This window comes from Leclercia barmai (assembly GCF_049312895.1).
Lineage (GTDB): Bacteria > Pseudomonadota > Gammaproteobacteria > Enterobacterales > Enterobacteriaceae > Enterobacter > Enterobacter barmai.
The window spans coordinates 827,196-851,122 of record NZ_JBMNWZ010000002.1 but is presented as its reverse complement, the minus strand read 5'-3'; the positions used below and the strand labels follow the sequence as shown (position 1 = coordinate 851,122).

Genomic DNA, 23,927 nt, shown 5'->3' with positions numbered 1-23,927 from the left:
ACAACGCCTTCTCAGCGTTTAGGTTTTTTACAGCGGCAATAAGAGGAGCGTAATGAACAGACCGATCGCACTGGGTATAACCGGGTTCTCATTAATCGCGGTGACATACGGCATGGCGAGATTTTCCTGGGGGTTGATGCTGCCCGATATCCGTCAGGACATTCCTTTCTCACCCCAGGTTGCCGGGTTGATTGCAGCCTGCAGCTATGCGGCTTATTGCCTGTCAGTATTTTTTGCCTCTTTTCTCACCAGTCGCTATGGCCCTCGCGTACCGGCTTTGCTGGCCGCCGCCACGGCCGCAGGCGGGCTGATTATTCTGGCTTTCTCGGCGCTGCCGCTTACCCTGGCGACAGGATTATTTATTGCCGGATTGAGTTCTGGCCTGGCCTCACCCGCGCTTGCCGGGGCCGTAAATGACACCATTGCCCCGGATCGCCAGACCCTGGTGAATACCGTCATTAATGCCGGAACAAGCGCCGGGATCATCCTCTCGGTGCCGGTTCTGCTTTTTATGCCCGGCGGCTGGCGGGCGGCCTGTATCGTCTTTGCCCTGCTGGCACTGCTCTGCCTGCTGGCAGCCTGGCGTTATCTGCCGGGTCTGGCTTCGCGCAAGCGTGAACAAACGCCATCCTGGCGCGAGTCGCTTCGCAAGCCGGGAATGTTCCGGCTGTTAAGTATTGCTTTTGTGAGCGGCGTTGCCAGCGCCGCCTGGTGGAGTTTTGGCCCGGAGCTGCTCAGGAATCATAGCGGGCTTGATAGCGCCGTCACGCGGGTTCTGTGGCTGGTGAGCGGCGGGGCAGGGATCCTGGCCGTGTTTACCGGTAGTGCGGAAAAACGTATCGGGATGCGGGGCGTTTACCGGGGATCGCAGATTTTCATGGCCGCTTCGCTGTTGGCTCTGGCGTTAAGTGAAGGGTTTGCCTGGTGGCTCGTCCCGGTGGTGGCGATGAGCGGGGCGGGATACGTTATTTTATCCGGCGTACTGCTGGTGCAGGGGGCGGTTATCGCTCATCCGTCACCGGCTGTGGGGGTCAGTATGGCTTTTCTGATGCTGGCAGCCGGGCAAATTGTCGGCTCCGTGGTGTTTGGCCTGTTGCTGGGAATGGCGGGCGCAGCGGTCGCGCTGGTCATTTTTTCCGGGCTGTCCTGGGTGATGCTTGCCGTCACGCCGGACGGCCAACAATAATTACGCTTTTTTGCGCGCGCGCGTTTTCTTCACCGGCGTTACGCCTTTCACTTCGCTCTCTACCCAGCCGTCTGACAGCCGGGTGGTGAGCACATCCCCGGCTTTGACCTGTTTCGTCTGCTTCAGCACTTTGCCGTCGGTGGCGGTGGTCACGCTGTAACCGCGCGCCAGCGTTGAAAGCGGGCTGACCGCTTCAAGGTGGGTCACCGCATTACCAAAGCGCTCGCGGGTGCTGCCGAGGCGGGCGCGCACGTTCTCAGCCAGCCGGTATTCCAGCTGCTGGATACGCGTCTGCGCACGCCAGATGCGCGGCTGGGGGTTCTGCTGATTCAGACGCTGAGCGGTGCGCTGCTGGCGCTGCACCGCGCGTTTAAGCTGGTTGTCCACCGCGAGGTTCATTCGCTGGCGCAGGCGTTCCAGCACGGTCTGCTGGCGCGCCAGACGCAGCTGCGGGTGCTGCTGCTGCAGGCGATGATGAAGCTGGGTAAAGCGACGGGTGCGGTTGGCAAGGAAATAGTCCATCGCCATCTCGAGGCGCTGCTGGCCGTTCTGGATCTGGCGCAGCAGTTCCAGCTGGTTCCGGCTCACCATTTCTGCTGCCGCGGACGGCGTTGGTGCCCGCAGGTCGGCGACAAAATCGGCGATAGTGACGTCGGTTTCATGGCCGACGGCGCTCACCACCGGGATCCGGCTGGCAAAAATCGCCCGCGCGACCCGCTCGTCGTTAAAGCTCCAGAGATCTTCCAGCGAGCCGCCGCCGCGCCCGACGATCAGCACGTCACACTCCTGACGGGCGTTAGCGAGTTGTATGGCGCGAACAATCTGCCCCGGCGCATCCTCGCCCTGAACGGCGGTTGGGTAGATCACGACCGGCAGGGAAGGGTCGCGGCGTTTCAGCACGTGCAGAATGTCATGCAGCGCGGCGCCGGTTTTCGAGGTGATCACCCCCACACAGTGGGCGGGGGAGGGAAGCGGCTGCTTATATTGCTGATCGAACAGCCCTTCTGCTGAAAGTGCGGCTTTCAGCTGCTCATATTTCTGCTGTAGAAGTCCTTCACCCGCAGGCTGCATGCTTTCGACGATAATCTGGTAATCACCGCGCGGCTCGTACAGAGTGATACTGGCGCGAACCAGCACCTGCTGTCCGTGCTGCGGCCGGAACGTCACCCGCCGGTTGCTATTGCGGAACATCGCGCAGCGCACCTGAGCGGTGTTGTCTTTCAGGGTGAAGTACCAGTGACCGGAAGCTGGCTGTGTGAAATTGGAGATCTCTCCGCTAATCCACACCTGGCCAATTTCCTGCTCAAGCAGCAAACGGACCGTCTGATTAAGGCGGCTGACGGTAAAAATTGAGGGGGACTGGGAGGATAACATGTGAGCGGGATCAAATTCTAAATCAGCAGTTTATTCAGTCGATAGTAACCCGATAAGAGGCAATCGCAAGCATTTTTTATAAAAAAGTGTAGATGCAATCGGTTACGCTCTGTATAATGCCACGGCAATATTTAACCACCCAGGTCAGAGATATTGCCCATGCTACGTATCGCTAAAGAAGCACTGACGTTTGACGACGTCCTCCTCGTTCCCGCTCATTCCACCGTTCTGCCGAATACTGCCGACCTCAGCACGCAGTTGACCAAAACCATTCGCCTGAACATTCCTATGCTCTCCGCGGCAATGGACACCGTGACTGAAGCGCGCCTGGCTATCGCCCTGGCTCAGGAAGGCGGCATTGGCTTTATTCATAAAAACATGTCTATCGAGCGCCAGGCGGAAGAAGTTCGCCGCGTGAAGAAGCATGAATCTGGCATCGTTACCGACCCACAAACCGTTCTGCCAACCACCACCCTGCACGAAGTGAAAGCGCTGACCGAGCGTAACGGCTTCGCAGGCTACCCGGTTGTGACATCTGATAACGAACTGGTGGGCATCATCACCGGCCGTGACGTCCGTTTCGTCACCGACCTGAACCAGCCGGTCAGCGTCTATATGACCCCGAAAGAGCGTCTGGTCACCGTACGTGAAGGCGAGTCCCGCGACGTGGTCTTCGCCAAAATGCATGAAAAACGCGTTGAAAAAGCGCTGGTTGTGGACGATGGCTTCCACCTGCGCGGCATGATCACCGTTAAAGACTTCCAGAAAGCAGAACGTAAACCCAACGCCTGTAAAGACGAGCATGGCCGTCTGCGCGTCGGCGCGGCAGTTGGCGCGGGTGCCGGCAACGAAGAGCGCGTCGATGCGCTGGTTGCTGCGGGCGTTGACGTCCTGCTGATCGACTCCTCCCACGGCCACTCCGAAGGCGTGCTGCAGCGCATTCGTGAAACCCGTGCAAAATACCCTGATCTGCAGATCATCGGCGGTAACGTAGCGACCGGTGCGGGCGCGCGTGCCCTGGCCGACGCGGGTTGCAGCGCGGTGAAAGTAGGTATTGGCCCAGGCTCCATCTGTACTACCCGTATCGTGACCGGCGTGGGCGTTCCGCAGATCACCGCCGTATCCGACGCGGTTGAAGCGCTGGAAGGTACTGGTATTCCGGTTATCGCTGACGGCGGCATCCGCTTCTCTGGCGACATCGCGAAAGCCATCGCGGCCGGTGCGGCAGCGGTCATGGTCGGTTCCATGCTGGCGGGTACCGAAGAGTCTCCGGGCGAAATCGAACTGTTCCAGGGGCGTTCTTATAAATCCTACCGCGGTATGGGCTCCCTGGGCGCGATGTCCAAAGGCTCCTCCGACCGTTACTTCCAGACCGACAACGCCGCTGACAAACTGGTGCCGGAAGGTATCGAAGGTCGCGTGGCCTATAAAGGCTACCTGAAAGAGATCATCCACCAGCAGATGGGCGGCCTGCGCTCCTGTATGGGCCTGACCGGCTGTGGTACCATTGACCTGCTGCGTACTAAAGCGGAATTCGTGCGTATCAGCGGTGCGGGTATCCAGGAAAGCCACGTTCACGACGTGACGATCACCAAAGAGTCTCCGAACTACCGTATGGGCTCCTGATTAATTTCCGCGCCCGGCTCTAAGCCGGGCGCTCTGTTTTTGTTTCACTTGCCTCGGAATTAGCGTCAATGACGGAAAACATTCATAAACATCGCATTCTCATCCTCGATTTCGGTTCTCAATATACTCAGCTGGTGGCACGCCGCGTGCGTGAGCTGGGCGTTTACTGCGAACTGTGGGCGTGGGATGTTACGGAAGCTCAGATTCGCGAGTTCAATCCAAGCGGCATCATCCTCTCCGGCGGCCCGGAAAGCACCACCGAAGACAACAGTCCGCGCGCGCCGCAGTACGTATTCGAAGCCGGTGTGCCGGTGTTCGGCGTCTGCTACGGCATGCAGACCATGGCGATGCAGCTGGGTGGTCACGTCGAAGGTTCTAACGAGCGTGAATTCGGTTACGCGCAGGTTGAAGTACAGACCGACAGCGCCCTGATCCGCGGTATCGAAGACTCCCTGACCGCCGACGGCAAACCGCTGCTCGACGTCTGGATGAGCCACGGCGACAAAGTCACCGCGATCCCGTCCGACTTTGTGACCGTTGCCAGCACCGAAACCTGTCCGTTCGCGATCATGGCGAACGAAGAAAAACGCTTCTACGGCGTGCAGTTCCACCCGGAAGTGACCCATACCCGTCAGGGTATGCGCATGCTGGAGCGCTTTGTTCGCGATATCTGCCAGTGTGAAGCCCTGTGGACACCAGCAAAAATTATCGACGACGCCGTTGAGCGTATCCGCCAGCAGGTGGGTGACGACAAGGTGATCCTCGGCCTGTCCGGCGGCGTTGACTCCTCCGTAACCGCGATGCTGCTGCACCGCGCCATCGGTAAAAACCTGACCTGCGTCTTCGTGGACAACGGCCTGCTGCGTCTGAACGAAGCCCAGCAGGTAATGGACATGTTCGGCGACCACTTCGGCCTGAACATCGTTCACGTTGAAGGCGAGAAGCGCTTCCTCGACGCGCTGAAAGGCGAAAACGATCCAGAAGCCAAACGTAAAATCATTGGCCGCGTGTTCGTTGAAGTGTTCGACGAAGAAGCGCTGAAGCTGGAAGACGTGAAGTGGCTGGCGCAGGGCACCATCTACCCTGACGTGATCGAGTCCGCGGCGTCTGCCACCGGTAAAGCACACGTCATCAAATCTCACCACAACGTGGGCGGCCTGCCGAAAGAGATGAAGATGGGTCTGGTTGAGCCGCTGCGTGAGCTGTTCAAAGACGAAGTGCGTAAGATCGGTCTGGAGCTGGGTCTGCCGTATGACATGCTCTACCGTCACCCGTTCCCGGGTCCGGGTCTGGGCGTGCGCGTGCTGGGTGAAGTGAAGAAAGAGTACTGCGACCTGCTGCGTCGCGCCGACGCGATCTTCATCGAAGAGCTGCACAAAGCCGACCTGTACAACAAAGTGAGCCAGGCGTTCACCGTGTTCCTGCCGGTTCGTTCTGTTGGCGTAATGGGCGATGGCCGCAAGTACGACTGGGTTGTCTCCCTGCGTGCGGTAGAGACCATCGACTTTATGACCGCGCACTGGGCGCACCTGCCGTATGACTTCCTGGGCCGTGTGTCTAACCGCATCATCAACGAAGTGAACGGTATCTCCCGCGTGGTGTATGACATCAGCGGTAAGCCGCCAGCGACGATCGAGTGGGAATAATTCCCGCCCGTTAAGCGTTAAAAAATCAAGCCCGCCTCTCGCGGGCTTTTTTTCGCCGGTCTCATTTCACCGCTTGCTCAATCACCCGGGCAATCTCCTCGGGATGGCTCACCATTGAAACATGGCTTGCCGCCACCTCACTGGTTTTCGCATCAATCGCCTTCGCCATCGCGCGTTCCAGATCCGGGTTGATCATCCGGTCATTTTTGCTCACCACATACCAGCTCGGCTTATCATGCCAGGCCGCGTGGGTCACCTTTTCTGCAAAAGCCTCCGCGCGGATCGGGCCCTGGGTTGCCACCAGCGTGTTTTGCTCTGCGGCCTGAATGTCCGGGGCAAAATCCTGGCGTACCGATTTGCCAGGCAGATAGAGGAAACCGTCTGCGGTTTTGGCGATGCCTGCGCTGCCCGGCGGGGCGGGGAAGCTGTTTGCCAGGTCCGCCGTCGACTGGCCCGAGTCCGGGGCAAACGCCGCCACATACACCAGCGATTTAACCCGCGCATCGTTACCCGCCTCGCTGATGACCGTGCCGCCCCAGGAGTGCCCCACCAGCACCACATCCCCCTGAGCCCGGGCGATGGCGCGCCGGGTGGCGGCCACATCGTCCTGCAGCGAGGTGAGCGGCAGTTGAACGGCAATGACGTCGGTATGCTGGCGTTGCAGGTCGCTAATCACGCGGTTCCAGCTGCAGCCGTCGGCAAAAGCCCCGTGCACCAGCACCACGGTTTTATCGTTATTCGCCAGCGCAGCGCCGCTGGCAGAGGCCAGCAGCAGGCTGGCCATCAGGGTGTGTGTAAACCGTTTTTTCATGATTTAGCCTTAACGATAAATGTCGGCGGTGCCTGACAGGGTGTTATTTCCCCCGGCGGAGGTAATGCGAAACGCGCTGGCGCCCGCTTTGTCTGCTTTGGCCTGCAGTTTTGCCTCCAGATCCGCGAGCGACGATGCGCCGCTACTGTCGGAAACAGTGCCGATCTTTTGTTGCCCCTGGGCCTGGTTAATTTCCTGGGCCGCGAACGCGGATGACGTCATGGCAGCAGTGAAGGTCAGGACAGCAATCAGTAATGTTTTCATGGTTAAAACCCTTAAAAATAAGTGAGTGGTTGCGTTCAGTGCATCGCCGCAGCATGCGGCGGCACGGTAAATTCGACGGTTTTGCGATCGACAGGCTTATGGGTTGGATCGGCAAGAATAATGGTCACCTTGTGATGGCCTGCAGGCAGGCCTACCAGAATGACCGGCTCGCCGCTGGCGTCCGCCCAGTGCCAGGGGTTTTCATCCACGATGACGTGGATATGGCCGATGCGCGGCGTTACTTTTAGCGCCTCGGGCCCGAACACGGGTTCAATACGCATGTTCTCTGTGCGGTACTGAATAAAGACCGCGCCTTTACTCAGCGGGCCTGCCAGGGGCGGATCCACAATCAGCTTCGCCGGAGGCTGGGGCTGTTCGGGCGGTGCAACGGCGGCGGGGCCGTTAACATCTGCCGCGCTGAGGCCGCTTAACGGCGCGGCCCAGGTGCAGGCTGATGTCAGTGCGAACAGAGCGAGCAGTAAATGTCGACGCATCATTCGGGTATCTCCTCTTCAGGTCATCAATGGCGACAGATACAGAAAACCATTTTTATGTATCGGGTCTGTTTGCTGTGGGCGGCTTTTTTGTATGGCTGCGTAAGCAGGAGGGTGTGGATACAGTGCGATACATTCCGCGCAAGCGCGGGGGCATTTTCGCTGGCATGGTGTCTGCAGAGGCACCCGGGTGGGTGCTTAAGCAAACAGGAGAATGACCATCATGAATCACGAAAAAGTAGCGTTGGTTTTCGGCGGGGCGCGCGGTATCGGGGCGGCCATTGCGGTACGTCTGGCGCACGACGGCTACCGGGTAGCCATCACATGGGTATCTCGTCCCGACAGGGCGCAGGACGTGGTCTCAACCATTGAACGTCAGGGCGGGCAGGCGATAGCTATAGAAGCCGACAGCGCTGATGCGGCGGCAATCCAGGCGGCAGTCGATAAGACGCTGCACCGCTACGGCAGGCTGGATGTTGCCGTGGTGAACGCGGGTGTGCTTCGCCCAGGGACGATTGAGGAGTATGCGCTGGCGGATCTGGATACTACCCTGGCCGTCAACGTGCGCGGCGTCTTTCTCGCCATTCAGGCGGCGGTAAAAACGATGGCTGAAGGGGGAAGAGTTATCACCATCGGCAGCAATACCGCGGTGCGCACGGGCCATGCGGGCAGCAGCGTTTACGCCATGAGTAAAGCGGCGGTGGCATCGATGGTGCAAAACCTCGCTCTGGATCTGGCACCACGGCGCATCACCATAAACAACATCCAGCCGGGGCCGGTTGCCACCGATATGACCGCCAGCATGGTGGACCAGATTACTCCGCTCGTCCCTCTGCAACGTATCGGTAAGCCGGAAGAGATCGCCTCGCTGGCAGCCTGGCTTGCCGGTGAGTCTTCCGGTTACATGACCGGTTCAAGTCTGACCATTGACGGCGGATTTGTCCTTTAGTCGCTGAGGGCAGGGATGCCCTCACCATCACGCACTGCCTGGCTCTTCACAATGGCCACAGCCAGCCCGGCGATCGCCAGCGTTAACCCCCACGAAATCCACATTGCGCCCATCACGCCCAGCGCCCGGTTCAGCCAGGCATAAGCCAGCGGGGAGGCCGCCGCCATCAGCTGGGCGGGGATCAGCAGCACCCCGGTGCGTCTGGCGTACTCTTCCGGCGCAAACAGCTGCAAGGGCAGGGTCGCTTTTACGATGGTTACCAGACCGTTAATCGTCCCGTAGCCCAATACAAAACCGGCGGCCGACCAGAGCCAGAGCAGGCTGCTCAGCCCCAGCAAAAAGCAGACCGGCATCGCAAGTGCGGTGAGCAGCGTGAGGCACAGCGGAGTGAGCCCCGCTCCGGCGATCACCTCCAGAAAGCGTGCGCCGGTCTGCCCGATGCCCCAAAGCATGCCGACGGCAACCGGCAGGCCGACGCTGGCTATAAATTCCGGCAGATGGGTGGAGGTGCCGTTGGAGACAAAGGTGATCAGTGCGATAAACGCGGCGTACAGCCAGCCGTTGCGCCGATCCTGTCCCCCGCCAGATACGGCAGGTTTATTGACGACAGGGCGCGTTTGATTGGGTAACGACAGGGTTAACGCCGCGCTCAGCAAGCCGAACAGGGCATAAACGAGCAGCGCGTCACGCCAGCTCATGCGTGTCAGCAGCGCCTCGCCCAGCGGCCAGAACACTACCGAGGCCAGCCCCCCTGCCAGCGTGACGCGGGAGATGGTTCGCCGCGCCTGCTGGCCGTAGAGATTGACCAGCGCCGCAAACAGCGCGTCGTACAGCGCCAGGCGCATGCCGATGCCGGTCAATACCCAGGCGCTGTACCAGGCGATGAGGGAGTGCGACTCCGCCATCAGCAAACAGCTAATAGCGAGCAGCAGAGAGCCTGTCATCACCACCCGCTGGCCCCCGGCCCGCGCCAGGAGGCGGGCAACAAAGGGCGAGAGAGCGGCCATCACCAGCATGGCGAGCGTCAGGCCCGAGTAAATTTGCACAGAAGACCAGCCGGTATCAGCGGCGATCGCCCGGGCAAAGGTGCCCGGCATATAAAAGGAGATCCCCCAGTTAATAAGCTGGTTACAGCCGGTGGTAAGCGGGATGGCGCGGGGTATGGCAGGGTTTTTCATTATCTTTCATTCCATCAGGGAGTTATCCTGAGCATATCCACTGCATCAGGGCGCAGGCAGGCCCGGGCGTTTATGGCTCCTATAAGAGAAACTTTGTGATGACGACGCTGAATCTGGGACAGCTGGCAACCTTTCGCCTGGTGGTGCAGCGCGGCAGTTTTTCTGCCGCTGCGGATGTGCTGGGGCTTTCGCAGCCGGCCGTGAGCTTGCAGATCCGCCAGCTGGAGCAGTTTCTGCAGGCGCGACTGATTGAGCGTACCGGGCGGGGTGTTAAAGCCACGGCGGCCGGGCTGGCGTTATTAACCCACGGCGAGCGCATCGGGCGGGCGGTGGATGAGGCGATACGTTCCGTGGCCGCGTTCAGCCAGGAAGTGAGCGGAACCATCACCATTGGAATGGGCGCGACGGCCTGCATCCACCTGTTGCCACCGCTCCTGCAGGAACTGCGTCAGTCGCATCCGCTGCTGCGGGTCGGCGTCACTACCGGCAACACCCTTGAGATCGTTCGCGCTATCGAGGAGAACCGTCTCGATCTGGGGCTGGTGACGCTCCCGGCAGCCGGTTCGGCGCTGGCGATCGCCCCGGTGATGGATGAGGAGTTTGTGTTTATCGCCGCCGGGGAACAGCAGGCGCAATTTGACACGCTGACCGCAGAGCATCTGCAGGATCGGCCCTTTATCGCGTTCAGTGCGGGAAGCAGTACGCGCCTGGTGATCGACGCCTGGTTTCAGGCAAGCGGCGTGGAAGCGCAGCCGATTATGCAATCCGGCAGTATCGAAGCGATCAAGCGTATGGTTCGTGTCGGGCTGGGATACAGCATCATTCCCCGAATGGCGGTCGATTGCGTGGAAGACAGGCAGGGGTTATGCGTGCGGTCGCTTACGCCGGTATTACAGCGCCAGCTGGCCATCGTAATGCGTCAGGATAAAATTCTGAGCAAAGGAATTAGCGAAATTATTCGATTATTACAGCCTGCGGAATAATTAAATTAACCAACAAAATCCAAACGATTAATTAATTGTCGACGGGGAACGCTCGGCGTAATCGACGGAGAGGCTGGATTGCTGGGCCTGCTTTTTCTCCTGATGGTGATACCACGCACCAATAGAAGAATAAACGAAGCGGCCGACGAAAAAGAAGAGGCTGATAAGCAGTATGATACGCGTCATCCGAGTGTTAAACCGATGTCGTCTTCGCATACGTGTGGCCTGACTCACTGTAGTTATCCTGAAAATACCCTGCGGGCGGTACGCCATTAAGGCATACGGGCGGGCAGGGGTCAATTAATCCTAATGTAAAATTCCGTCAACAACTCACCCATTTATTGTTATGTATAATAATAAGTTTATTTACGCCATTGATAATTAGCACAAAAGTAGGGTTAAAAAGCGTGAATATTATTTATCGATATTAATATGTTTGATTTAAGTCAAATGTCACTCGCCGTTGCTAACTAAAATCTTTATTCCTTTCGTGTAATCGATATTTCGTCTGCACGGCAACATTGTCAGGTTGGATGCCTGTCTGAACTACCCCCCTGGATGAGCGGGTTTACTATGGCATCTATGACTATTTTCGCGTTATACAAAAAATACAAAGACCACTGGTGGGGACTGCCGTTGCTCCTGCCGGTGCTCCTGCTGCCCCTTGCCCGTCACGCCACAACCTACACCCAGGTGGAGGGTCACGTTGTGGTGCTCTATTACATGCCCCTGGCGTTTCTGCTCTCGCTGATGCTGTTTTATGGCATGGCGGCCGTGCCTGGCATTATGCTTTCGCTCTTCCTGCGCTACTACCCCTCGATCGGCGGCTACGAAACCGCCGTTACCATGGCGCATTACCTGATCCCGATAACGCTCAGCTGGGGCGGATATAAGGTCTTTGCGCCGCGTCGGAACCGGGTCTCCTACGGCGACGGACGGCTGATGGCGCAGCGTCTGTTCTGGCAAATGTTCTGCCCGGCCACCATTTTCCTGCTGCTGTTTCAGTTTGCTGTCTACCTTGGCGTCTATCAGACAAGGTTCGATCTGGTGGGTATCAACACCATCGGCATCCGCTCGCTGATTAACTATCAGGGATTGCTGGTTGGCTGTCTGACCGGGGTGCCGTTCTGCTACCTGGTTATCCGCACCCTCCGCCACCCCCGCTATCTGCGCAGCCTGATCTCCCAGATTGCGCACCAGATTGACAGCAAGGTGACGGTGACGGAAGTTATTATCTGGACAGTAGCAACCAGCTCGCTGCTCTCCTTGCTGCTGTGGCCTATCAATGAAAACAGCACCATCTTTAGTACCAACTACACGCTGTCGCTGCTGATGCCGGTGATGCTGTGGGGCTCGATGCGCTTCGGTTACAAGCTGATGTCCCTGATCTGGACCCCGGTGCTGATCCTCTCCATTCACTATTTTTACCGCTATATCCCCTGGTCGCAGGGTTACGACATCCAGCTCACCATTACGTCATCCAGCTATCTGGTCTTTACCTTCGTGGTGGTTTATATGGCGATGCTGGCGACGCGTCAACGGGAAGTGAATATTCGCGCCCGGCGTCTGGCGTTCCTCGACCCGGTGGTGCACATGCCCAACCTGCGTGCGCTCAACCGTGCCCTTGGAAAGAAGCCCTGGTCGGTGCTCTGCTTCCTGCGCATCCCGGAACTGGAAGTTCTGGGGCGTAACTACGGCGTATTGCTGCGTATCCAGTACAAACAGAAGCTGGCCGCGTGGCTGAATGAATACCTGGAATCAGATGAGTGCGTGTATCAGCTGTCGGGTCACGATCTGGTCTTGCGGTTGAATACCGAAATGCATCAGTCCCGCATTGACGAACTGGATCAGCACATCAAGCGTTTTCGTTTTATCTGGGACGGAATGCCGCTCCAGCCGCCGGTGGGGGTCAGCTACTGCTATGTGCGTTCCCCGGTGGTGCATCTCTATCTGCTGCTGGGCGAGCTGAGCACCATTGCGGATCTCTCTCTGGCGACCAATCACCCGGAAAACCTGCAGCAGCGCGGCGCCATTAATCTTCAGCGCGGCCTGAAAGACAAAGTCGAGATGATGAACCGCCTGCAGCGGGCGCTGGAAAAAGACGAATTTACCCTGCTGGCGCAGCCGGTACAGGGCATTCGCGGCGATAACTATCACGAGATCCTGCTTCGTCTGCAAAATGGCGACGACGGACTGATTTCGCCCGATGTGTTTCTGCCGGTTGCCCAGGAGTTTGGCCTCTCGTCGCGCATTGATTTGCTGGTGCTGGAGAAGACGCTTCAGTTTATGGCGGATAACCGGGAAGCGCTGCCGGCACAGAGGTTCGCTATCAATCTTTCGCCAACGTCCGTCTGCCGGGCCCAGCTGCCGCTTGAGGTCAGCCGGATGTTGCAAAAATATTCTGTTGAGAGCTGGCAGCTCATTTTCGAGATCACCGAGAGCAGCAGTTTTGGCAATGCCGGGCTGGCGATGCAGACCGTGAATCACTTACAGCAGATGGGATGCCGGATTGCCATTGATGATTTTGGTACCGGCTACGCCAGCTATGCGCGCCTGAAAAATGTCGATGCCGATATCCTCAAGATCGACGGCAGCTTTATCCGTAACATCGTCAGCAACAGCCTGGACTATCAGATTGTTGCCTCCATCTGCCACCTGGCGCGGATGAAAAAGATGCTGGTGGTAGCGGAGTATGTCGAAAGCGAAGAGATCCGCGATGCCGCCGAGGCGATGGGCATTGACTATTTTCAGGGCTATTTGATTGGGAAACCCGTGCCGCTGGAAAATGTGTTGATGACAGAGGCGCTCAGTCAGAGCGCCTGAGGGGAGGGTTACGCAGCGACGTTCGGCGAGCGCTCTTCTTCAATTTTCAGGCACCAGCCGGTGACGGCGCTCCAGTACTGCTGCTCTTTTTCCAGATCCAGCAGAACCAGCGCGTTCTGGCTAAACCAGTCGTGCGGGAAGCTCAGCGTCCAGTGGTTATCGTCCGTGGTGAGCGTCAGCGTTGGCGGCGTGGTGGTCGCCTGGCGCTGGTTGTTCAGCAGCACGCCCAGACGTAACAGCTGGATCAGCGGCTGGAACTGTTTTTTCTTGAACAGCGTAAAGCGCGGCAACTCGTCCAGCTTAACGGCTTTACGATGATAGCGTACCAGCGAGGCCATCATGGTCTGCTGCTCCTGGTTGAAGCCGGGCAGGTCGCTGTTTTGCAGGATATAGGCCGAATGGCGATGCATCCCGCTGTGGTTGATGTTCAGCCCCACTTCATGCAGCATCGCCGCCCACTTAAGCAGAGCTGCCAGCTGCGGATGCGCCAGTTTCGGATTCTGGGCTTCCCACTGATCGTACATATGGATCGTGGTTTCCAGCACGCGTCGGGCCTGTTCGCGGTCAATATTGTACTGATTGGCCAGGCTCTGGGCGGTACGGCTGCGGATATCCTGGTGACGGAAGCGGCCCTCCATCTCATACAGCACGCCTTCACGCAGCGCTCCGTCGGACAGACGCAGCTCACGGATTGCCAGCGCATCGAACACGCCGCACAGGATTGCCAGACCCGGCACAAAGACCGCTTTGCGCTCTTCGGACAGACCCGGCAGGCTCAGGGCATCAAAGCTCTTATGCTTGATCACCTCTTCCATCAGCATGGTCAGACGCTCTGGCGTGATAAAGCCATCTTTTTCGCCCATCTCTACCAGCACTTCGTGCGCCGCTTTGATGGTACCCGAGGCGCCAAGCGCCACGTTCCAGCCCTGCAGACGGTACTGCCAGGCGAGGGACTCCAGTTTCTGTACTGCCGCCATACGCGCGCGCTGGAAGTTCTCCCGGCTGATAACACCGCCCGGGAAATAGAGCTGGGCAAAGCTGACGCAGCCCATCCGGCGGCTTTCAACCAGGTGCGGTTCAAAGTTCTCGCCAATCACCAGCTCCGTCGAGCCGCCGCCGATGTCAATCACCAGCTTGCGGCCCTTTTCAGGTTGCGTATGTTCCACGCCCATAAAAATCAGACGGGCTTCTTCGTTACCCGAAATGATCTCAATAGGGTAGGGGATCACCTTTTCAGCGCGTTTTAAAAATTCCGTGGCGTTCGACGCCTGGCGCAGGGTATGGGTTCCGACAATGCAGACGCTTGATGCGGTGAAGCCCTGCAAACGTTCGGCGAACAATGACAGGCAGTTCAGCCCGCGCTCCATCGCCTCTTCGCTGAGCATATTGTCCGCACCCAGGCCGTCAGCCAGGTGGACGCGCTGCTTCAGACGACCGATGATCTGCATTGCGCCATCCACCTCACGGGCGATGACCATGTGGAAGCTGTTAGAACCTAGGTCGACCGCAGCAAACTCCTGCGGTCGTGGGGTCTTGTCGTTTATCGGCATAGGTTAATCGGGTTGCTCGAGTGATTTGATATAGTCGTAAATCGCCAGCTGTGCGCGCACCTTACGGCGGTTGCCGCGCGGCACATAGCGGTTACTCAGTTCTTTATCGATATAACGTGCTTTTACAGTATCACTTAACAATAAGTCAATGATATCAAGAATTTGTTGCTTCAGCCGTGGATCAAGCAGCGGTGCCGCCACTTCAATACGGTAATCGATATTACGCGTCATCCAGTCGGCTGAGGAGAGGTAGACGCGTTTATCGCCACCGTTCTCAAAAATATAGATGCGATCGTGCTCGAGATAGCGGTCGACGATACTGATGACGCGAATATTTTCACTAATCCCTTCGAGATCGGGGATCAGGGAGCACATACCGCGGATCAGCAGGTTAACCATCACCCCCGAGCTGGACGCAGCATACAGGCGATCCACCAGCCCTTTATCGACCAGGTTATTGAGCTTCAGCGTAATGCCGGAAGGCAGGCCCTTCTGCGCATTGGCGATCTCACGGTCGATCATGTCATACAGCAGGCGACGGGAGTTCTGCGGAGAGACCAGCAGATAGTCGAAGCTGACCGGGCGATACGGGTTTTCAATAAAGTTAAACACCCTACGCACCTCGTTGGTGATCCGCGCATCGGCGGTCAGCAGCGAGTAGTCGGTATAAATGCGTGCGGTTTTTTCGTTGAAGTTACCGGTGCCGATGTGGGCATAACGCACCACGTCATCGCCCTCTTTACGGGAGATGAGGAACAGCTTGGCGTGGATCTTCAGGCCTGGGGCGGAGAAGATCACGTGCACGCCCGCTTCGGTCAGACGACGGGCCCAGTGGATATTGGCCTCTTCATCGAAACGCGCCTGCAGTTCAACGACCACGGTCACTTTCTTGCCGTTGTGGGCAGCGTGGATCATCGCATCGATGATGCGGGAATCTTTCGCCACGCGGTAGATGTTGATTTTTATCGCCAGCACGTTGGGATCGAACGACGCCTGACGCATCAGTTCCAGCACGTGCTCAAAGGTGTGGTACGGATAGTAGAGCAGAACGTCGCGCTCGCGAATGGCGTCGAAGCCGTTGCGGAACTTATCAAACCAGATGTGGCGCAGGCGCGGCAGCGGCTTGTTCACCAGGTTGGCTTTGCCAACGTTCGGGAAGCCGATAAAGTCTTTGAAGTTATGGTAGCGACCGCCCGGCACGATGGAGTCGTAGCGGGAGATAGTCAGCTTCTCGCGAAGCATCTCGACCATGGCATCGGGCATATCGCGCTGATAGACAAAGCGCACCGGCTCGGCCGTCAGACGCTGCTTGAGGCTGGAGGACATCAGCTCCATCAGGCTGGCCTCCATCTCGTGCACCAGATCGTACTCCGCGTCGCGGGTCATCTTCATGGAGTAGGCGTTCAGCGCATCGTAGTCGAAGAAGCCTTTGAAGATGTCGTCCAGGCAGTAGCGCAGAATGTTATCCAGCAGGATCATCGGCTTGCGGCGACGCGGCGTTTCCGGCGGCAGATTGACAAAGCGCGGGACTTTATCTGACGGGATCTCCAGCAGCGCATAGCGGATGCTGTCGCCGCGGATAATCTCTACCGCCAGATAGGTGTAGTCATCCTTCAGGAACTGCACCAGATCGGTTTCGCGGTTAATCAGGATCGGGGTGATGTGCTGGCGCAGATAATGTTTGAAATAGTGACGCAGCCAGCTCTGCTGGTTGACCGAGAGCTGACGCTCGTTGATCAGGAAGATTTGATTGCGCGCCATCTCCAGCAGCAATTCGTTATAGAGGCTATCAAACTCTTGATCGGCTTTCAGTACGCGGGACTGGATCTTGCCCAGCAGATGACGCGAGTTCGAGTTTAAACCCTGCTCTTCGCTAATGATGATTCGGCGCTTCAGTTCAGCAAAGCGAACTTTATAGAACTCGTCCAGGTTATTGGAGTAAATCCCCAGAAAACGCATGCGCTCAATCAGCGGGTTAGTTTTATCCGCCGCTTCCTGAAGCACGCGCTCGTTGAATGCTAACCAGCTTAGCTCTTTCTCGATGTATAACTTTTCCTGACCCATTACTACTCACACTCCAGTTCAATCACAGGACGTGGTAAATCCGTCTCGCCTTTATTATGGCGAGCATTTCCACAATATGTCCAACTGTGTCAGAAAAGTATGACAGTTAAATTATTTTTTGAGGGAAAATAGAGAGTTAGTTAAGTAGGTCGGGTAAGCGAAGCGCCACCCGACAAATATACTATTCTTCTGCCGCATGTCCTTGCGGGGGTAACGGCGCGCCGTCCAGCCAGGCGGCGCCGTCGCGCATTTCCAGACGACCGTCAACAAACCAGCTGACCACCAGCGGGTAGATGGCGTGCTCCTGGGCCTGCACCCGGGCGGTGACATCCTCTTCGCTGTCGCCTGCAAATACCGGCACTTTCGCCTGCAGAATAACCGGGCCGCCATCCAGCTCGTCAGTGACGAAATGGACCGAGGTACCGTGCTCTTCATCGCCGTTATCCAGCACCTGACGATGGGTGTTCAGGCCAGGATATTTTGGCAGCAGGGAAGGGTGGATGTTCAGCAGTCGCCCGGCATAGTGCGCAACAAACGCCGGGCTGAGGATGCGCATGTAGCCGGCAAGTACCACCACGTCCGGGGCGTAGGCGTCTATCTCCTGCACCAGCTCGCGGTCAAAGGCCTCGCGGCTGGCAAACTGGGAGGCGCTGAGCGCATGCGCGGCAATGCCCGCATCGCGGGCACGCTCAAGGCCGTACGCATCGGCCTTGTTACTGAATACTGCGCGGAGGGTGCCGTTGATCTTCTGCTGTTTGCAGGCATCGATGATAGCCTGCAAATTACTTCCGTTACCGGAAATGAGCACCACTATATTTTTCATTCAATGACCACACGCTCTTCGGAATCAGACGCTTTGATGATACCGATTTTCCACGCGTTTTCACCTTTCGCCTGCAGCAGCGCCAGGGCTTTGTCCACTTCGCTTGCCGGCAGGGCAATAACCATCCCCACGCCGCAGTTGAAGGTGCGATACATTTCGTGATTGCTGACGTTACCGGCATCCTGCAGCCAGTTAAATACCGCAGGCCACTGCCATGAAGACTCGTCGATCACCGCCTGGGTGTTGTCCGGCAGTACGCGCGGGATGTTTTCCCAGAAGCCGCCACCGGTCAGGTGGGCGATAGCGTGAACGTCCACGTTCTCAATCAGCTCCAGAACCGATTTCACGTAGATACGGGTAGGTTCGAGCAGGTGATCGGCCAGCGGTTTCCCTTCCAGCTCGGTGGTGAGGGGGTCGCAGCCGCTCACTTCGACAATTTTGCGCACCAGGGAGTAGCCGTTAGAGTGTGGGCCGCTGGACGCCAGGGCGATCAGCACGTCGCCGTCGGTCACTTTGCTGCCGTCAACGATCTCTGATTTTTCGACAACGCCCACGCAGAAGCCAGCAACGTCGTAATCTTCGCCGTGGTACATGCCCGGCATTTCGGCAGTTTCACCGCCCACCAGCGCACAGCCAGACTGCAGACAGCCTTCGGCGATGCCGCTGATTACGCTGGCTGCGGTATCCACGTCCAGCTTGCCGGTCGCGTAGTAGTCGAGGAAGAACAGCGGCTCAGCGCCCTGCACAACCAGGTCATTGACGCACATCGCGACCAGGTCAACGCCGATGGTGTCGTGGCGTTTCAGATCCATCGCCAGACGCAGCTTGGTGCCCACGCCGTCGGTGCCTGAGACCAGAACCGGTTCACGGTATTTTTGCGGCAGCGCGCACAGTGCGCCGAATCCTCCCAGACCTCCCATCACTTCCGGGCGGCGGGTCTTTTTCACCACACCTTTGATACGGTCAACCAGCGCATTACCTGCGTCAATATCAACACCGGCATCTTTGTAGCTGAGAGAAGTTTTGTTGGTCACGGCTCAAGTCCCCACGCGATTGCATTGCGATAGTAAGAAAAATCGGCGCAATTCTAACAGTCCAGGCAAACGTTTGCGAGCCCATTCTGCAACAGAAAATAGCGCCCGTGAAAATCCAGTAAAAATCACGCCTTAGCACGCAAACATGAACCCGTTCACGAAAATGAAACCGGGTACATTCTTATTCTTGCAACCCTGCCAGCGAATGCACATCATTTTACTGAAACCGGTTTCTGTGCTCTTTTTTGCCGATAATTAACGCTGAATGAGGGATATCGCATGTCAGGATTCAAAGAGGGTTTTCTGTGGGGCGGCGCGGTGGCGGCGCATCAACTTGAAGGCGGCTGGCAGGAGGGCGGGAAGGGCGCGAGCGTTGCGGACGTGATGACCGCTGGCGCACACGGCGTCCCCCGCGAAATCACCGACGGCGTGCTGCCGGGTAAAAACTACCCCAACCACGAAGCCATCGATTTCTATCACCGGTACAAAGAAGATATCCAGCTGTTCGCGGAGATGGGCTTTAAATGCTTCCGCACCTCCATTGCCTGGACGCGTATTTTCCCCAAAGGCGACGAGCTGCAACCTAACGAGGCGGGGCTGAAGTTTTACGACGATCTGTTTGATGAGTGTCTGAAGCACGGCATCGAACCGGTGATCACCCTCTCGCACTTCGAAATGCCTTATCACCTGGTAAAAGAGTACGGCGGCTGGCGTAACCGCAAGCTGATCGACTTTTTTGTGCGCTTTGCCAGCGTCGTGTTCGAGCGCTATCAGCACAAAGTGAAGTACTGGATGACCTTTAACGAGATCAACAACCAGGCCAACTTCCACGAGGATTTCGCACCCTTTACTAACTCCGGCCTGCACTATCAGCCGGGTGAAGATCGCGAGCCGGTGATGTTCCAGGCGGCGCACTATGAACTGGTGGCGAGCGCTCTGGCGGTGAAAGCCGGACGCGACATCAACCCGTCCCTGCGTATCGGCTGCATGATCGCCATGTGCCCAATCTATCCGCTGACCTGCGCCCCGAACGATATGATGATGGCGATGAACGCCATGCACCGCCGCTATTGGTTCACCGACGTGCACGTGCGCGGAGCCTATCCGCAGCATCTGCTCAACTACTTCGCCCGTCGCGGCTTTGAGCTGGATATCACCGAAGAGGATAAAGCGGCGCTGAAGCAGGGCTGCGTGGACTATATCGGCTTCAGCTATTACATGTCGTTTGCCACCAAAGCGACGGACGACAACCCGCAGCTGGATTATGACGAAAGCAAAAGCCTGGTCTCCAACCCGTACGTGCAGAAGTCGGACTGGGGCTGGCAGATTGACCCGGTGGGGCTGCGCTACTCCCTGAACTGGTTCTGGGATCACTACCAGCTGCCGCTGTTTATTGTCGAGAACGGTTTTGGCGCCATCGACGTGCTGGAGAGCGACGGCACGGTGAACGACCAGTACCGCATCGACTATCTCAGCGCCCATATCCGCGAGATGAAAAAAGCGGTGGAGGAGGATGGCGTGGATCTGATGGGCTACACCCCGTGGGGCTGCATCGATCTGGTCTCTGCCGGAACGGGCGAAATGAAAAAACGCTATGGCTTTATCTACGTGGATAAAGACAACGAAGGCAACGGCACGCTGAATCGCAGCAAGAAAAAGTCGTTCGCCTGGTATCAGAAGGTGATCGCCAGCAACGGAGAGAACCTTTAGTTGCCGGGTGGCGCTAACGCTTACCCGGCCTACACTACACGTAGGCCCGCGCGCACCCAAGCCGGAGCCCTGTCTCCGGCTTTTATTGCTCTAAATCACTTTGCTTGATGTACGTCAAGCAAGATGGGTATGGCGCTGTCCGCAAAAAGCGGTATAATCCGGCGATTTTTTTTGTGGCTGCCACCCGAAGGAGAAAGAGAATGAAGATTGTGGAAGTGAAACACCCACTCGTTAAACACAAGCTGGGCCTGATGCGTGAGCATGACATCAGCACTAAGCGCTTTCGTGAACTGGCCTCTGAAGTTGGCAGCTTACTGACCTATGAAGCAACCTCCGATCTGGAAACCGAAACGGTGACCATTGAAGGCTGGAACGGCCCGGTACAGGTTGAGCAGATCAAAGGCAAAAAAATTACCGTTGTGCCAATCCTGCGTGCGGGTCTGGGCATGATGGAAGGCGTGCTGGAGCACGTCCCAAGCGCGCGTATCAGCGTGGTCGGTATCTACCGTAACGAAGAGACGCTGGAGCCGGTTCCGTATTTCCAGAAGCTGGTGTCCAACATCGACGAGCGTATGGCGCTGGTCGTTGACCCAATGCTGGCGACCGGTGGTTCCATGATCGCCACTATCGACCTGCTGAAAAACGCCGGCTGCAGCAGCATCAAGGTGCTGGTGCTGGTTGCCGCGCCGGAAGGTATTGCCGCGCTGGAAAAAGCGCATCCGGACGTTGAGCTGTACACCGCGTCTGTCGATCAGGGGCTGAACGAGCACGGGTACATCATCCCGGGCCTCGGCGATGCTGGCGATAAGATTTTTGGTACTAAATAAGTGAATAACGAAAAAGAAGCCGACTTTGATAGTCGGCTTTTTTTTGAATAAAAAACCCAACCGCTTAAAACAAACAACACTTGAGGAAGAATCTATGACGCGCCGTGCTATCGGGGTGAGTGAAAGACCGCCACTTTTACAGACTATCCCGCTTAGTTTGCAGCACCTGTTTGCGATGTTTGGCGCAACCGTGCTGGTGCCTATTCTGTTCCACATTAACCCGGCCACCGTGCTGCTGTTTAATGGCATCGGGACGCTGCTGTATCTCATTATCTGTAAAGGCAAAATCCCGGCCTATCTGGGTTCCAGCTTTGCATTTATTTCTCCGGTCCTGCTGCTGCTGCCGTTAGGTTATGAAGTGGCGCTGGGCGGTTTCATCATGTGCGGCGTGCTGTTCTGCCTGGTGGCTTTCATTGTGAAGAAAGCGGGTACCGGCTGGCTGGACGTGATGTTCCCGCCTGCGGCGATGGGCGCAATCGTTGCCGTCATCGGCCTTGAACTGGCGGGCGTTGCGGCGAACATGGCGGGGCTGCTGCCTGCCGACGGCCAGGCGCCGGACACCAAAACCATTATTATCTCGCTGGTGACGCTGGGCGTGACGGTCTTTGGCTCCGTGCTGTTCCGCGGCTTTATGGCGATTATCCCGATCCTGATTGGCGTGCTGGCGGGCTATGCGCTCTCCTTCGCCATGGGCGTTGTGGATACCACGCCAATTGCCCAGGCCCACTGGTTCGCACTGCCAACCTTCTACACCCCGCGCTTTGAGTGGTTTGCCATCTTCACCATTCTGCCTGCGGCGCTGGTGGTCATTGCCGAGCACGTTGGTCACCTGGTGGTGACGGCGAACATCGTCAAGCGCGACCTGATCCGCGACCCGGGCCTGCACCGCTCGATGTTTGCCAACGGTTTCTCGACCATCATCTCCGGCTTCTTCGGCTCCACGCCAAACACCACCTACGGTGAGAACATCGGCGTGATGGCTATTACCCGCGTGTACAGCACCTGGGTTATCGGCGGCGCGGCAATTATCGCTATCCTGCTCTCCTGCGTGGGTAAGCTGGCGGCAGCCATCCAGATCATCCCGGTGCCGGTGATGGGCGGTGTTTCTCTGCTGCTGTACGGGGTAATTGGTGCTTCCGGTATCCGCGTGCTGATTGAGTCCAAAGTGGACTACAGCAAAGCGCAGAACCTGATCCTGACCTCCGTTATCCTGATTATTGGCGTCAGCGGCGCGAAGGTTCACATTGGCGCAGCCGAGCTGAAGGGCATGGCGCTGGCGACCATCGTCGGTGTAGGCCTGGCCCTGATCTTCAAACTGATCTCCGTTCTGCGCCCGGAAGAAGTGGTCCTGGACGCGGAAGAGAGCGAAAAAGTCTCTCATTGATCGTCTAACCGGGCGGCCGATCCGCCCGGTTCTCTCCCCGCTTGTTCCGTGTTAAACTCTGGGCCGATTCCGAGTAAGACCTGGTTGAGGTATTTCTGAACGCACCGGCACAGCTCTCTTTGCCACTTTATCTTCCCGACGACGAAACTTTCGCGAGTTTCTGGCCGGGCGATAACCCCTCTTTACTGGCTGCACTGCAAAACGTGCTGCGCCAGGAGCACAGCGGTTACATCTATATCTGGTCGCGCGAAGGCGCGGGACGCAGCCATCTGCTGCACGCTGCCTGTGCCGAGCTTTCCCAGCGCGGGGATGCGGTCGGCTATGTGCCGCTGGATAAACGCACCTGGTTTGTGCCGGAAGTCCTTGATGGGATGGAGCAGCTGTCGCTGGTCTGCATCGACAATATCGAATGCGTGGCGGGGGATGAACTGTGGGAAATGGCGATTTTTGATCTCTATAACCGCATTCTGGAGTCCGGGAAAACCCGGCTGCTGATCACTGGCGATCGTCCTCCGCGTCAGCTGAATCTCGGGCTGGCCGATCTGGCTTCACGACTCGACTGGGGACAAATCTACAAATTACAGCCGCTCTCCGATGAAGATAAGCTCCAGGCTTTGCAGCTGCGGGCGCGGTTACGTGGGTTTGAACTGCCGGAAGACGTGGGGCGTTTTCTGTTAAAACGTCTGGATCGCGAGATGCGTACGCTGTTTATGACCCTCGATCAGCTGGATAAAGCCTCCATCACCGCCCAGCGGAAATTAACCATTCCTTTTGTAAAAGACATCCTCAATCTGTAGGCCCGGCGCACAGGCTACCGGGCCACTTCATGCTTACTTCACAATCTCAAGTACCTGTTCAGGCGGACGACCAATCCGTGCCTGACCGTTCGCCACCACAATCGGGCGCTCAATCAGCTTCGGATTTTCCACCATCGCCTGGATCAGTTGCGCTTCGCTGAGCGCGCTGTCCGCCAGGCCCAGCTCTTTGTAAAGCTCCTCTTTCTGGCGCATTAACTCCCGGGCGCTGGACATCCCCAGTTGACCAAGCAGCATGCGCAGGGTGTCGGCATCCGGCGGCGTCTCCAGATAGAGCACCACCTGCGGCTCAACGCCGTTATCCTTGAGCAGGTTCAGGGTTTCACGGCTCTTTGAGCAGCGAGGGTTATGGTAGATCGTAACCGCGTCAGACATCTTGTCTCCTT

General features: G+C 57.5%; 21 protein-coding genes. 10 read left to right on the top strand and 11 right to left on the bottom strand.

Annotation, left to right across the window (positions count from 1 at the left end):
* The first annotated feature begins 52 nt into the window (after positions 1-52).
* Positions 53-1,186 (top strand): MFS transporter, encoded by a 1,134-nt coding sequence (locus ACOYA6_RS12315; protein WP_039029708.1) that lies wholly within the window; start codon positions 53-55, stop codon positions 1,184-1,186.
* Here the strand turns inward: ACOYA6_RS12315 and xseA are convergent, their stop codons facing one another.
* A complete protein-coding gene (gene xseA / locus ACOYA6_RS12310) occupies positions 1,187-2,560 on the bottom strand; it encodes an exodeoxyribonuclease VII large subunit (RefSeq protein ID WP_223073660.1) in 1,374 nt (457 codons plus the stop codon).
* Positions 2,561-2,719: 159 nt separating this feature from the next.
* On the opposite strand from xseA, the gene guaB reads away from it, so the two are divergent.
* Both guaB and guaA read left to right on the top strand, forming a co-directional pair.
* The gene (gene guaB, locus ACOYA6_RS12305) at positions 2,720-4,186 is read left to right on the top strand and encodes an IMP dehydrogenase (RefSeq protein ID WP_039029706.1); all 1,467 of its coding nucleotides are present in this window, start codon (positions 2,720-2,722) and stop codon (positions 4,184-4,186) included.
* A gap of 68 nt (positions 4,187-4,254) precedes the next feature.
* Positions 4,255-5,832, top strand: coding sequence for a glutamine-hydrolyzing GMP synthase (gene guaA / locus ACOYA6_RS12300; protein ID WP_039029705.1), 1,578 nt, complete (start codon positions 4,255-4,257; stop codon positions 5,830-5,832).
* A 61-nt stretch (positions 5,833-5,893) separates the two neighbouring features.
* Here the strand turns inward: guaA and ACOYA6_RS12295 are convergent, their stop codons facing one another.
* From ACOYA6_RS12295 to ACOYA6_RS12285, 3 genes are read right to left on the bottom strand one after another with little or no spacing between them, the layout of a single operon-like run.
* On the bottom strand, positions 5,894-6,643 hold the full coding sequence (locus tag ACOYA6_RS12295; protein ID WP_422654768.1) for an alpha/beta hydrolase: 750 nt from the start codon (positions 6,641-6,643) through the stop codon (positions 5,894-5,896).
* A 9-nt stretch (positions 6,644-6,652) separates the two neighbouring features.
* Complete coding sequence (locus ACOYA6_RS12290) at positions 6,653-6,907, bottom strand: YdgH/BhsA/McbA family protein (protein ID WP_039029703.1); 255 nt, start codon at positions 6,905-6,907, stop codon at positions 6,653-6,655.
* A 35-nt stretch (positions 6,908-6,942) separates the two neighbouring features.
* Positions 6,943-7,404 (bottom strand): DUF6130 family protein, encoded by a 462-nt coding sequence (locus tag ACOYA6_RS12285; RefSeq protein WP_422654767.1) that lies wholly within the window; start codon positions 7,402-7,404, stop codon positions 6,943-6,945.
* 220 nt (positions 7,405-7,624) lie between these two features.
* Between ACOYA6_RS12285 and ACOYA6_RS12280 the strand changes: the two genes are divergently transcribed.
* A complete protein-coding gene (locus ACOYA6_RS12280; RefSeq protein ID WP_422654766.1) occupies positions 7,625-8,350 on the top strand; it encodes an SDR family oxidoreductase in 726 nt (241 codons plus the stop codon).
* On the opposite strand, the gene ACOYA6_RS12275 is transcribed toward ACOYA6_RS12280, so the two are convergent.
* Complete coding sequence (locus ACOYA6_RS12275; RefSeq protein WP_422654765.1) at positions 8,347-9,528, bottom strand: MFS transporter; 1,182 nt, start codon at positions 9,526-9,528, stop codon at positions 8,347-8,349. The genes ACOYA6_RS12280 and ACOYA6_RS12275 overlap by 4 nt on opposite strands.
* A 98-nt stretch (positions 9,529-9,626) precedes the next feature.
* Here ACOYA6_RS12275 and ACOYA6_RS12270 point away from each other — a divergent pair, with 98 nt between their 5' ends.
* Positions 9,627-10,511: a LysR family transcriptional regulator gene (locus ACOYA6_RS12270; RefSeq protein ID WP_422654764.1), complete on the top strand. Its 885-nt coding sequence runs from the start codon at positions 9,627-9,629 to the stop codon at positions 10,509-10,511.
* A gap of 27 nt (positions 10,512-10,538) precedes the next feature.
* Here ACOYA6_RS12270 and ACOYA6_RS12265 read toward each other — a convergent pair whose 3' ends face one another.
* Positions 10,539-10,745 carry a YfgG family protein gene (locus ACOYA6_RS12265; protein ID WP_039029698.1) on the bottom strand — a complete coding sequence of 69 codons (207 nt, stop codon included), beginning with the start codon at positions 10,743-10,745 and terminating at the stop codon, positions 10,539-10,541.
* A gap of 348 nt (positions 10,746-11,093) precedes the next feature.
* On the opposite strand from ACOYA6_RS12265, the gene ACOYA6_RS12260 reads away from it, so the two are divergent.
* Positions 11,094-13,334, top strand: coding sequence for a sensor domain-containing phosphodiesterase (locus tag ACOYA6_RS12260; protein ID WP_422654793.1), 2,241 nt, complete (start codon positions 11,094-11,096; stop codon positions 13,332-13,334).
* Positions 13,335-13,342: 8 nt separating this feature from the next.
* Here the strand turns inward: ACOYA6_RS12260 and ppx are convergent, their stop codons facing one another.
* The 4 genes from ppx to purM all read right to left on the bottom strand — a co-directional run bounded on the left by ppx (position 13,343) and on the right by purM (position 18,805).
* The gene (gene ppx, locus ACOYA6_RS12255; RefSeq protein ID WP_039029696.1) at positions 13,343-14,884 is read right to left on the bottom strand and encodes an exopolyphosphatase; all 1,542 of its coding nucleotides are present in this window, start codon (positions 14,882-14,884) and stop codon (positions 13,343-13,345) included.
* A 3-nt stretch (positions 14,885-14,887) separates the two neighbouring features.
* On the bottom strand, positions 14,888-16,948 hold the full coding sequence (gene ppk1, locus ACOYA6_RS12250) for a polyphosphate kinase 1 (RefSeq protein ID WP_039029695.1): 2,061 nt from the start codon (positions 16,946-16,948) through the stop codon (positions 14,888-14,890).
* A 181-nt stretch (positions 16,949-17,129) separates the two neighbouring features.
* Positions 17,130-17,771, bottom strand: coding sequence for a phosphoribosylglycinamide formyltransferase (gene purN, locus ACOYA6_RS12245; protein WP_039029694.1), 642 nt, complete (start codon positions 17,769-17,771; stop codon positions 17,130-17,132).
* Entirely contained in the window at positions 17,768-18,805 is a 1,038-nt protein-coding gene (purM, locus tag ACOYA6_RS12240) for a phosphoribosylformylglycinamidine cyclo-ligase (protein ID WP_039029693.1), read from the bottom strand. Before purM ends, purN begins: the two co-directional genes overlap by 4 nt.
* Positions 18,806-19,084: 279 nt before the next feature.
* Between purM and ACOYA6_RS12235 the strand changes: the two genes are divergently transcribed.
* From ACOYA6_RS12235 to ACOYA6_RS12220, 4 genes are all read left to right on the top strand, one after another.
* Positions 19,085-20,515: a 6-phospho-beta-glucosidase gene (locus ACOYA6_RS12235; protein WP_039029692.1), complete on the top strand. Its 1,431-nt coding sequence runs from the start codon at positions 19,085-19,087 to the stop codon at positions 20,513-20,515.
* A gap of 200 nt (positions 20,516-20,715) precedes the next feature.
* Complete coding sequence (gene upp / locus ACOYA6_RS12230) at positions 20,716-21,342, top strand: uracil phosphoribosyltransferase (protein WP_032613066.1); 627 nt, start codon at positions 20,716-20,718, stop codon at positions 21,340-21,342.
* Between the two features lie 94 nt (positions 21,343-21,436).
* Complete coding sequence (gene uraA, locus ACOYA6_RS12225) at positions 21,437-22,726, top strand: uracil permease (protein WP_039029691.1); 1,290 nt, start codon at positions 21,437-21,439, stop codon at positions 22,724-22,726.
* Positions 22,727-22,821: 95 nt separating this feature from the next.
* A complete protein-coding gene (locus tag ACOYA6_RS12220) occupies positions 22,822-23,523 on the top strand; it encodes a DnaA inactivator Hda (protein WP_071886429.1) in 702 nt (233 codons plus the stop codon).
* Between the two features lie 33 nt (positions 23,524-23,556).
* On the opposite strand, the gene arsC is transcribed toward ACOYA6_RS12220, so the two are convergent.
* Entirely contained in the window at positions 23,557-23,916 is a 360-nt protein-coding gene (gene arsC / locus ACOYA6_RS12215) for an arsenate reductase (glutaredoxin) (protein ID WP_138369777.1), read from the bottom strand.
* Positions 23,917-23,927: the final 11 nt, after the last annotated feature.

Excerpts from the sequence above, each read along its gene's own strand:
- ACOYA6_RS12315 (WP_039029708.1), top strand. The coding sequence starts at position 53 with ATGAACAGACCGATCGCACTGGGTATAACCGGGTTCTCATTAATCGCG.
- xseA (WP_223073660.1), bottom strand. The coding sequence starts at position 2,560 with ATGTTATCCTCCCAGTCCCCCTCAATTTTTACCGTCAGCCGCCTTAAT.
- guaB (WP_039029706.1), top strand. The coding sequence starts at position 2,720 with ATGCTACGTATCGCTAAAGAAGCACTGACGTTTGACGACGTCCTCCTC.
- guaA (WP_039029705.1), top strand. The coding sequence starts at position 4,255 with ATGACGGAAAACATTCATAAACATCGCATTCTCATCCTCGATTTCGGT.
- ACOYA6_RS12295 (WP_422654768.1), bottom strand. The coding sequence starts at position 6,643 with ATGAAAAAACGGTTTACACACACCCTGATGGCCAGCCTGCTGCTGGCC.
- ACOYA6_RS12290 (WP_039029703.1), bottom strand. The coding sequence starts at position 6,907 with ATGAAAACATTACTGATTGCTGTCCTGACCTTCACTGCTGCCATGACG.
- ACOYA6_RS12285 (WP_422654767.1), bottom strand. The coding sequence starts at position 7,404 with ATGATGCGTCGACATTTACTGCTCGCTCTGTTCGCACTGACATCAGCC.
- ACOYA6_RS12280 (WP_422654766.1), top strand. The coding sequence starts at position 7,625 with ATGAATCACGAAAAAGTAGCGTTGGTTTTCGGCGGGGCGCGCGGTATC.
- ACOYA6_RS12275 (WP_422654765.1), bottom strand. The coding sequence starts at position 9,528 with ATGAAAAACCCTGCCATACCCCGCGCCATCCCGCTTACCACCGGCTGT.
- ACOYA6_RS12270 (WP_422654764.1), top strand. The coding sequence starts at position 9,627 with ATGACGACGCTGAATCTGGGACAGCTGGCAACCTTTCGCCTGGTGGTG.
- ACOYA6_RS12260 (WP_422654793.1), top strand. The coding sequence starts at position 11,094 with ATGACTATTTTCGCGTTATACAAAAAATACAAAGACCACTGGTGGGGA.
- ppx (WP_039029696.1), bottom strand. The coding sequence starts at position 14,884 with ATGCCGATAAACGACAAGACCCCACGACCGCAGGAGTTTGCTGCGGTC.
- ppk1 (WP_039029695.1), bottom strand. The coding sequence starts at position 16,948 with ATGGGTCAGGAAAAGTTATACATCGAGAAAGAGCTAAGCTGGTTAGCA.
- purN (WP_039029694.1), bottom strand. The coding sequence starts at position 17,771 with ATGAAAAATATAGTGGTGCTCATTTCCGGTAACGGAAGTAATTTGCAG.
- ACOYA6_RS12235 (WP_039029692.1), top strand. The coding sequence starts at position 19,085 with ATGTCAGGATTCAAAGAGGGTTTTCTGTGGGGCGGCGCGGTGGCGGCG.
- upp (WP_032613066.1), top strand. The coding sequence starts at position 20,716 with ATGAAGATTGTGGAAGTGAAACACCCACTCGTTAAACACAAGCTGGGC.
- uraA (WP_039029691.1), top strand. The coding sequence starts at position 21,437 with ATGACGCGCCGTGCTATCGGGGTGAGTGAAAGACCGCCACTTTTACAG.
- arsC (WP_138369777.1), bottom strand. The coding sequence starts at position 23,916 with ATGTCTGACGCGGTTACGATCTACCATAACCCTCGCTGCTCAAAGAGC.